General features: G+C 73.3%; 8 protein-coding genes. 4 read left to right on the top strand and 4 right to left on the bottom strand.

Annotated features, from left to right (window positions below; genetic code table 11):
• Positions 1-915 (bottom strand): PucR family transcriptional regulator ligand-binding domain-containing protein (locus tag BG482_RS23560; RefSeq protein WP_176741446.1); only part of this gene is annotated, 915 nt, incomplete at its 3' end.
• 110 nt (positions 916-1,025) lie between these two features.
• On the opposite strand from BG482_RS23560, the gene speB reads away from it, so the two are divergent.
• Positions 1,026-2,006 carry an agmatinase gene (speB, locus tag BG482_RS23555; protein WP_069771090.1) on the top strand — a complete coding sequence of 327 codons (981 nt, stop codon included), beginning with the start codon at positions 1,026-1,028 and terminating at the stop codon, positions 2,004-2,006.
• Positions 2,003-3,688, top strand: coding sequence for a thiamine pyrophosphate-binding protein (locus tag BG482_RS23550; protein ID WP_069771089.1), 1,686 nt, complete (start codon positions 2,003-2,005; stop codon positions 3,686-3,688). Before speB ends, BG482_RS23550 begins: the two co-directional genes overlap by 4 nt.
• Here BG482_RS23550 and BG482_RS23545 read toward each other — a convergent pair.
• A complete protein-coding gene (locus BG482_RS23545; RefSeq protein WP_069771088.1) occupies positions 3,681-3,917 on the bottom strand; it encodes a hypothetical protein in 237 nt (78 codons plus the stop codon). The two genes, BG482_RS23550 and BG482_RS23545, sit on opposite strands and share 8 nt — an antisense overlap.
• Before the next feature lie 111 nt (positions 3,918-4,028).
• Between BG482_RS23545 and BG482_RS23540 the strand changes: the two genes are divergently transcribed.
• On the top strand, positions 4,029-4,748 hold the full coding sequence (locus BG482_RS23540) for a DinB family protein (protein ID WP_256096462.1): 720 nt from the start codon (positions 4,029-4,031) through the stop codon (positions 4,746-4,748).
• A 149-nt stretch (positions 4,749-4,897) separates the two neighbouring features.
• Here the strand turns inward: BG482_RS23540 and BG482_RS23535 are convergent, their stop codons facing one another.
• Positions 4,898-5,704 carry an endonuclease I family protein gene (locus BG482_RS23535; protein ID WP_069771087.1) on the bottom strand — a complete coding sequence of 269 codons (807 nt, stop codon included), beginning with the start codon at positions 5,702-5,704 and terminating at the stop codon, positions 4,898-4,900.
• Positions 5,705-5,905: 201 nt separating this feature from the next.
• Entirely contained in the window at positions 5,906-8,140 is a 2,235-nt protein-coding gene (locus tag BG482_RS23530; RefSeq protein WP_069771100.1) for a glycosyltransferase family 39 protein, read from the bottom strand.
• Between the two features lie 168 nt (positions 8,141-8,308).
• Here BG482_RS23530 and BG482_RS23525 point away from each other — a divergent pair, with 168 nt between their 5' ends.
• Positions 8,309-9,166 (top strand): serine hydrolase, encoded by an 858-nt coding sequence (locus BG482_RS23525; protein ID WP_069771086.1) that lies wholly within the window; start codon positions 8,309-8,311, stop codon positions 9,164-9,166.
• Positions 9,167-9,251: the final 85 nt, after the last annotated feature.

Here is a 9,251-nt window from a genome sequence, read left to right as displayed (position 1 = left end):
GCGGGTCACGGAGGCGCAGCAGAGCCTGGCGGCCGCCGCCTCGCGCCCGGACCCGGTGCCGTCGGTGCTGCGGCAGCTGGCCCGGCGGGTCGGGGGCCGCGCGGTGCTGTACGGGCCCGAGGGGGCGCAGATCGCGGCGGCGGAGGCGATGGCGTGGTCGCCCGCCTCGCGCCGCGCGAACGCGACGCCCAGCACGAAACCCCGTCCGGCGCCGAGGGCATAGGCGGCCAGCCGGACACCGGAGGCGGCGGTGTCGCCGGCGGTGGACGGACCGCGCGAGGCGAGGCGGCGGGCGAGGCCGGCGAGCGCGTCCTCCGCGCCGGTGGGGGAGCCCGCCGCCGCGATCTGCGCCCCCTCGGGCCCGTACAGCACCGCGCGGCCCCCGACCCGCCGGGCCAGCTGCCGCAGCACCGACGGCACCGGGTCCGGGCGCGAGGCGGCGGCCGCCAGGCTCTGCTGCGCCTCCGTGACCCGCCGCAGCTCCGCCGTGCGGGCCCGCTCCATCAGCTGCCAGACGGCCCGGGCCACCGCCGCGAACGTCGTGCGCGGCGCCACCTCGATCAGCGGCAGCCCGTGCGCGTCGCAGGCCTCGACGAGCGCGCGCGGCACGGTGTCGTGCACGGGCGCCACGCCGAAGCCGAGGGCCGCCCCGCCCGCCGCCACGATCCGCCCGACGTAGTCGTCGAAGCGGCCCGCCGGACCGTCCTCCCCCGCGAAGTGCACCCCTGCCGTCAGCAGCAGCTCGCCGCCCAGCAGGTACGGGTACGGGTCGGCCATCTCCGAGGCGTGCGCGCCGTGCAGCACCGTGCCGGCGTCGGCGGGCCCGGCGATCTGCCGCAGCGCCAGGTCCTCGCGGGCCAGCAGGGCGGAGAGCGGGACCGCGGGCGTGGGGGGAACGGAGGGCTGCCCGGACATGGTGTGCGTTTCCTCCCTTCCCTGGGCGCAGAATGGAGGAAACGTACACTTCGCGGGCGTGGTCCGGCCACCTATCGTTCGAGGCACCCCCGGAAAGAAGGCAATGGACCATGACCAGCAATGAGACGCCCCGCGGCCCCGTCGACTCCTCCCGCGTCCCGCGGTACGCCGGCCCCGCGACCTTCGCCCGGCTGCCCCGACTCGACGAGGTCGGCCGCGCCGACGTCGCCGTGGTGGGCGTGCCGTTCGACTCCGGCGTCTCGTACCGGCCCGGCGCCCGCTTCGGCGGCAACGCGATCCGCGAGGCGTCCCGGCTGCTGCGCCCCTACAACCCCGCGCAGGACGCCTCCCCCTTCGCGCTCGCCCAGGTCGCGGACGCCGGCGACATCGCCGCGAACCCCTTCAACATCAACGAGGCCGTCGACACGATCGAGGCGGCCGCGGACGACCTGCTCGGCACCGGCGCCCGCCTGATGACCCTCGGCGGCGACCACACCATCGCGCTGCCCCTGCTGCGCTCGGTCGCGAAGCGGCACGGCCCGGTGGCCCTGCTGCACTTCGACGCGCACCTCGACACCTGGGACACCTACTTCGGCGCCGAGTACACGCACGGCACGCCGTTCCGCCGGGCCGTCGAGGAGGGCATCCTCGACACCGAGGCCCTCTCCCACGTCGGCATCCGCGGCCCGCTCTACGGCAAGCAGGACCTGACCGACGACGAGAAGATGGGCTTCGGCATCGTCACGTCGGCGGACGTCTACCGCCGGGGCGCCGACGAGGTGGCCGACCAGCTGCGGCAGCGCATCGGCGACCGCCCCCTCTACATCTCCATCGACATCGACTGCCTCGACCCGGCCCACGCGCCCGGCACCGGCACCCCCGAGGCCGGCGGCATGACCTCCCGCGAGCTGCTGGAGATCCTGCGCGGCCTGGCCTCGTGCAACCTGGTCTCGGCGGACGTCGTCGAGGTGGCCCCCGCGTACGATCACGCGGAGATCACGTCGGTGGCCGCGTCCCACACGGCGTACGAACTGACCACGATCATGGCCCGTCGGATCGCCGGGGCCCGCGAGGAGAACGAGGGCAAGTGACCCACGACCACGACCTGGTGCTCCGCCCGACCGCCGCGCAGACGGAGGCCGCGCTGAACCCTCCCGCCGGCCGCACGGGCGGGGACCTGGTCGTGGAGACCCTGGCGGCCCTCGGCGCGACGACGGTGTTCGGCCTGCCCGGCCAGCACGCGCTCGGTCTGTTCGACGCCCTGCGCCGCTCGGACCTGCGCTACGTCGGCCTGCGCGTGGAGAACAACGCGGGCTTCGCGGCGGACGCGTACGGCAGGATCACCGGCGAGGCGGCCCCGCTGCTGCTGTCGACGGGACCGGGTGCGCTGACCTCCCTGGCGGCCCTGCAGGAGGCCGCGGCCGCCTCCGCGCCGGTGCTGGCGATCTGCAGCCAGGTCCCCACCGCCGGCCTGGGCGGCGGCCGGCGCGGCTATCTGCACGAACTCCCCGACCAGGCGGCCTCGTTCAGAGGGGTGGTCAAGTCCGTCCACACCGTCCGCGCCCCGTCGCAGATCCCGTCGGCGATCGAGGCGGCCTGGAAGTCGGCGCTGTCGGCGCCGCACGGCCCCGTGTGGGTGGAGATCCCGCAGGACGTGCTGCTGGCCGGGACGGCGATCCCGGTGGTGACCGGCGGCGACGCGTTCCCCGAGGAGCTGCCGCCGCGCCCCGAGCTGACGGCCCTGGCCGCGCACCTGCTGTCCACCGCCGCCCGCCCGGCGATCATCGCGGGCGGGGGAGTCGTCCGGGCGGACGCCTCGGGCAAGCTGCGGCAGCTGGCGGAGACCCTCGGGGCCCCGGTCGTCACGACCCCCGGCGGCAAGGGCGCGTTCCCCTGGAACCACCCCCTGTCGCTGCGGTCCTGGCTGGAGGACCGGCACACGACGGACTTCCTGGAGGACGCCGACGTGCTCCTGGTCGTCGGCTCGGGGCTGGGCGAACTCTCCTCCAACTACCACACGTTCAGGCCGCGGGGCAGGATCGTCCAGATCGAGGCGGACCTCGGCAAGCTGGAGTCCAACCACCCCGCGCTGGGCATCCACGCGGACGCGCGCCTGGCGCTGCAGGCGCTGCTGGAGACGGTGTCCGAGCGGGAGGACCCGACGGCCCCCGAGCGCGTCCGCACGCTTCTGGCGAAGGTCGCCGACCGCATCGCCGCCCAGGAACTCACCCTGGAACAGGACGTGTTGGCTTCGGTGCGCGGAGCGCTGCCCGCCGGCTCGCCGTCCTTCTGGGACATGACCGTCCTCGCGTACTGGGCCTGGTCCGCCTTCGACGCCGGGGGACCCAACCTGATGCACTCCGCGCAGGGCGCGGGCGGCCTCGGCTACGGCTACCCGGCGGCCCTGGGCGCTGCGGTCGCGGACCCGACCCGCCCGGTGCTCGCGGTGTCCGGCGACGGCGGCGCCCTGTACTCGATCGCGGAACTGGCCACCGCGCGCCAGCACGACCTGAACGTCACCTGGCTCATCGTGGACGACGGCGGGTACGGCATCCTGCGCGAGTACATGACGGACGCCTTCGGCGAGACGACGGCCACCGAGCTGGCCCGCCCCGACTTCGTGGCGCTGGCGGAGTCCTTCGGGGTGCCCGGCGTGCGCACCTCTCCGCAGACCCTGGAGGCGGACCTCGCGAAGGCGCTGCGCTCTCCGGGCCCGTCGGTGGTCGTGCTCCCGGCGGTGCTGCGCATGTTCGCGGCCACGCACCTCAGCTGAGCGGCCCGGGGAAACCTCGGCCGAGGAGGTGGCTGACGCCGCCGTGGCCGTCCGAGCCGTTCCAGAGCGCGGCGGCGAGCCAGATCGGGTACCAGGCCACCCGCTCCGGCAGGAAGCGCGCTCCGAGGAACCAGCCGAGGGTCAGCACGGCCGGCAACAGGCAGCAGGACCACCCGCGCAGGCCGGACGGGGCGGCCGGTGCGGCCGGGGACACGGGGTTCTCCGACATTCCGTCAACGTAGGCGGAGGCGGTGACCTGCGCATGAGTAGGTGTACCTATGCGGGGGCCGGGGCGGGCCGGGCGCGGCCGCCGTCCGGCGATCGTTGGTACGGTCCCGGCATGTCCGATGCCCACCGCTCGTCCGGTCACGAACGCGACGTCGACCCCGCACCCGCCGTCGGCCCCGGCCCCGACGCCGATCCCGGCCCTGTCACCGCCGACGACGTGCGTCACGCGGTCCGGCTGGCCGTCGCCGCGCTGCGGGGCGCGGAGGGCGGCGACTGGGAGGCCAAGGCCGGCTCCCTGGAGTGGAGTTGCTGGGAGACCGTCGAGCACCTCGCCGACGACCTGTTCGCCTATGCCGCTCAACTGGGTCCCGAAAAGCCGCCGTCGGACACGGAGGTGCCGTTCGTCTGGAGCCGGAGGAATCCCGGCGGACCGGCGAACGTCGTCTTCGCCGACCGGGCTGCCGGGGCGGCCGGACTGGTGCAGGTCCTGGAGGCCTGCGGGGCGCTGCTCGCGGCCATGGTGCGCACGACGCCGCCGACGGTCCGCTCGCACCATGTGTTCGGGTCCTCCGACCCGGAGGGGTTCGCCGCGATGGGTGTCGTCGAGACGCTGGTGCATCTGCACGACGTCGCCGAGGGGCTCGGCCTCGCCTGGGAGCCGGACGCCGCACTGTGCGGCCGGGCGCTGGCCCGCCTCTTCCCGGACGCCCCCGACGACACCGACCGGTGGCCCACGCTGCTGTGGGCGACCGGCCGGGGCGATCTGCCGGGGTACGCGCGCCGCACCGCGTGGCGCTGGCACGGAGCTCCCCGGAGCGAGGGAGAGCGCTAGCAGGCGCCCGGGCCCACCCCGTCGATCCGTCCGCCGAAGTCGCCCTGGCGGCGCGCCCCGGTCGCCGTTGCAGACGTCCCGTACCACCGGACTCCTGCCGCCGGGCTGCCCCGGCCGGGTTGCCCCGGCCGGAGTCCGCGCACCGGGTCCTACCAGATCGCGTCGACCCACTCGGGGTGGTCGATGAACGGGTTGCGGTTGTGCTGGTAGGTGTCGTAGATGACCTGGTTGCGCTTCTCCTCGAAGGCGCTCGGCGGGTCCTCGTCGTTCCACGCCTTGAGGACGGAGAGCTTCCCGATGTACGGGTTGCTGCCGTTGTTGACCTTCTCGTTCGGCTCCAGGTCGGCGAAGCCGTCGCCGCCGTCGTACCGGACCGCCATGTAGAGGATCATGCGGGCCACGTCGCCCTTGTCGGCGTCGCGGGGCTCGAAGGAGTCCGAGTCGACGCGGCTGCCGCCGCCGTTGGCGACCGTGCTGCCGCCGTTGTCGAAGTCCAGGTTGCCGCGGACGCTGTTGACCGTCACGTCGGCGGGGCGCAGGTGGTGCAGATCCGTGCCGGGACCGGTCACCTCGCCGAAGTCGCCGTGCGACTTGGCCCACACGTGCTCACGGTTCCAGTCGCCGACGGCGCCGCCGTTGAGGGACTTGCTGCGCGAGACGCCGCTGTACATCAGGATCACGTTGTTGCTGTTGCTCGGGTCCTGGTCGGTGACCTTCAGCGCGTTCCAGACGGCCGAGTACGAGATCTTCGAGACGTTGGCGCTGATGATCGTGTGCAGGGACGACTTCAGACTCGAACCCGTCTTGCCGACCGCGTTCTTGTAGTACGTCGAGTCGTACGCCGTCGTGGTCGCCGCGGCGGGGGTCGCGGTGAGCGCGGGTGCGGTGATGCCGACCAGGACTGCGGTGGTGGCAAGCGCCACCGACTTCCATCGGCCTATGCGTGTCGCCAGCATGTGGGGTGTCCGATCTACGCGGGTTGATTGAAGGCGGCAATCGGGAGAGTGACATGCACATGCGGTCATGGCAATGAACCTGACATGTCGATCAGATGTCGGGGGCGGGCAAACCGCCCCCACTCCACGCGAGTCGGCGTGCGCGAAACGGCCCCCGACGCGAGGTCGGGGGCCGTCGGCGCGGTGGGGGTCCTCCGCCGGTCAGCTCACGTCGGAGGGGTCCAGCCGGTAGACCGTCGAACCGCCGCTCTGCGCGGCGGACGACCCGTCCGCGTCCGCGGCGGAGGACGACGAACTCGCGCCGTACGCGCTCTCCTTCACCGCTGTCCCGTTCTTCTGCACCCAGGCGGTGATCTCGGTCAGCAGGCTGTTGTTCCCGCCGCCCGGACCGCCGCCCCCGCCGAGCTGGATGTAGTGCAGCTCGCCCTTCTTCACCAGTTCCTCGAGCCGGGCCAGGGTCATCGCGTTGTCGGAGCCGGTGAAGCCGAACATCGAGATGACGGGCTTGCCGGTGCTGAGGATCAGCTGGCCGGCGCTCTGCGAGTTGGACACCGCGATCAGCCAGGTGGCGCCGTCCTGGTGCTTCTCCAGGTACGTCACGAGCGCGCTGTCGGCGCCGCCCATGCCGCCTGCGCCCATCCCCGCGCCCATGCCGCCGGGCACGCCGCCCTGGGCGTCGCCGCCCGGCAACTCGCCGTTGCCGACGCCCTGTCGGCCGCCCTGGCCGCTCGGAGCTCCGCTCGTGCCGCTGCCCTGGGGGAGCGCGCCGTCGTCGCCGCCCGGGGGCGTCTGGCCTCCTTGCGCGCCGCCCCCGGGGAACTCGCCGTTCACGCCGCCCTGCCGGCCGCCCTCCCGGCCGTCCTGCGTGCGACCGCCGGGACCGCCGCCGCCGGGACCGCCCATGCCGCCCCCGGTGGACGGACCCGCGGTGGGGTTGGTGCCGCCCATCATGCCGCCGGTCGAACCGAAGGCCGGTGATGCGGCGTACGCCGCCGGACCTGCGAGGGCCGCCACGACCGCCGCGGCGAGGCACGCGCCGAGCAGCCGGACCCGGACGCCGGAGCCCGCGGACCGCAGGACGGACAGGCCCACGATCGCCAGGACCATGACCACGCCGACGGCCGGCCACAGCCAGGTGTTCCAGCCGGTGGCCCGGCGCAGCAGCACGATCGCCCAGACGCCGGTGACCGCGAACCCCGCGGGCAGCACCCACGACCAGCGGGCGTCGCCGCTGCGGAGGGCACGCCACAGCATGACGCCGCCGCCCCCGCACAGCGCCGCGACGCCCGGGGCGAGCGCGGTCGTGTAGTACGGGTGCATCGTGCCCTCGGCCATGGCGAAGGTCAGATAGTGCAGCACGAGCCAGCCACCCCACAGAACCAGCGCGGCACGCGGCGGGTCGGTGCGCGGGGCGCGGCCGCGCAGCACCAGCCCGGCGACGAGCGCGATGCCCGCGAACGGGATCAGCCAGGAGATCTGGCCGCCGAGGACGTCGTTGAACATCCGGCCGATGCCCGCGGTCCCGGCGAAGGTGCCGCCGCCTCCGCCGCCGCCCCCGCCGTTGCCCTCGCCGCCGAGGACCCGGCCCAGGCCGTTGTAGCCCGTGATCAAGTCCCAGGCGCTGCCGTCGGTCGAACCGCCGATGTACGGGCGGTCGTCGGCGGGCACCAGGGACACGGCCGTGGCCCACCAGAAGCTGGAGACGGCCAGCGCCACGGCGGCCGACACCAGGTTCACGGCCTTCTTCCGCCAGGTGAGCCTCGACGCGTACAGGTACACGGCGAAGACGGCGGGCAGGGCGATGTAGCCCTGGAGCATCTTGGTGTTGAACGCGAGCCCGAAGCACACGGCGGAGCCCAGGAGCGGCAGCAGCCGGTCGTCGCGCGTGGCGCGCAGCGCGAGGGCCGCGCCGCCGACCATCAGCAGGACGAGGATCGTGTCGGGGTTGTTGTCGCGGTTGATGGCGACGGTGATCGGCGTCAGTGCGAGCACGAGGGCCGCGAGGGCGGCGGCCGCATGGCCGAACGCCCGCTTCACGCTCGCGTGCAGGATCCAGATCGTGCCCAGCGCCGCCGCGACCTCCGGCAGCATCATCTGCCAGGTGCCGAAGCCCAGGATCCGGCAGGACAGGCCCATGATCATGAGCGCGAACGGCGGCTTGTCCACGGTGATGAAGTTGCCGGCGTCGAGCGAGCCGAAGAACCAGGCCTCCCAGCTCTTCGTACCGCTGTAGACGGCGGCGCTGTAGAAGCTGTTGAGGCTGCTGCCCGACAGGTTCCAGCCGTAGAGCACCGCCGCGAGGACCAGGGTCGCGAGCAGCGTGGGCAGGGACCAGCGCGGCGTCCGGTCCGGTGGCGGCGCCCCGGCCGCCGGCGCGGGCGGCGTCCAGTCGGGGGACGCGGTCGGGTGGGGGAGGGGATCGGTGGCAGATGTCACCCTGCGCATGCTGTACGGGCGTTGTGGGTGGCCGCTGTGCCGAAGCTGGCCGTGGCCTGTGAGAACGCTCCTGCCGCGGTGACGCGTTGACCGGGCTCTCCCCGGCGGTCGAATATTCGTCCGACGGATTCGTACAACCTTTCCTACGAACTCGTGTGTCAACTGGTCATGAACCAGCGGACATCCAGCACGACACGACGCGCACGCCTGCTCGCCGCGGGGCTCGGCGCCGGTCTCCTCGTCACCGTGGCGGCCGCCGCGCCCGCCTCGGCCGCCACCCCGACCGTCAGCTGCACGTCGGCCAAGGCCGGTCTTGCGGCCAAGCTGAAGAAGGACATCACCGCCGCACTCGCCAACCGCAGAGGCACCGTCGCCGTCGGCCTCTACGACCGGACCGCCAACACCACGTGCAGCCTGCGCGCCTCCACCGCCTACGACTCGGCCAGCGTCGTCAAGGCGACCGTCCTGTCCGCGTTGCTGTGGGACGCGCAGAAGACCCGGCGGGCGCTGACCAGCCGGGAGAAGACCCTCGCCACGGCCATGATCACCAAGTCGGACAACGCGTCCACCTCCACCCTGTGGAAGCAGCTCGGCCTGACGAAGATCAAGGGCTTCCTGACCGCGGCGAACATGACGCAGACCAAGCCCGGCGCGAACAACTACTGGGGTCTGACCCAGATCACCGTCACCGACGAGCAGAAGCTGCTCAAGCTGCTCACCGCCAAGAACGCGGTCCTCACCGACGCCTCGCGCGCCTACGTGAACACGCTGATGGGCCAGGTCATAGCCGCGCAGCGCTGGGGCACCCCCTACGGGCGGCCCGCCGGGGTCAGCTGGCACGTGAAGAACGGCTGGCTGTCGCGCGCCACGAACGGCTGGCGGGTGCACAGCATCGGCTCGTTCAAGGGCGGCGGCCATGACTACGTCATCACCGTCCTGACGCACGGCAACAGCACGATGGACTACGGCATAGCGACCATCCAGGGCGTCGCCAAGGTCATCCACCGGGACCTCGCCGCGTCCTGAACGCCGGTTCCTCGCACCGGTTCCTCCGTGGAACGCCGGTCCGTCAACGCCGGTTCCTCCGAGACCGGTTCCTTCATGCCGTATC

The organism is Streptomyces sp. LUP30 (genome assembly GCF_001746365.1).
Classification (GTDB): domain Bacteria; phylum Actinomycetota; class Actinomycetes; order Streptomycetales; family Streptomycetaceae; genus Streptomyces.
This window is presented reverse-complemented; position numbering and strand designations above follow the sequence as displayed.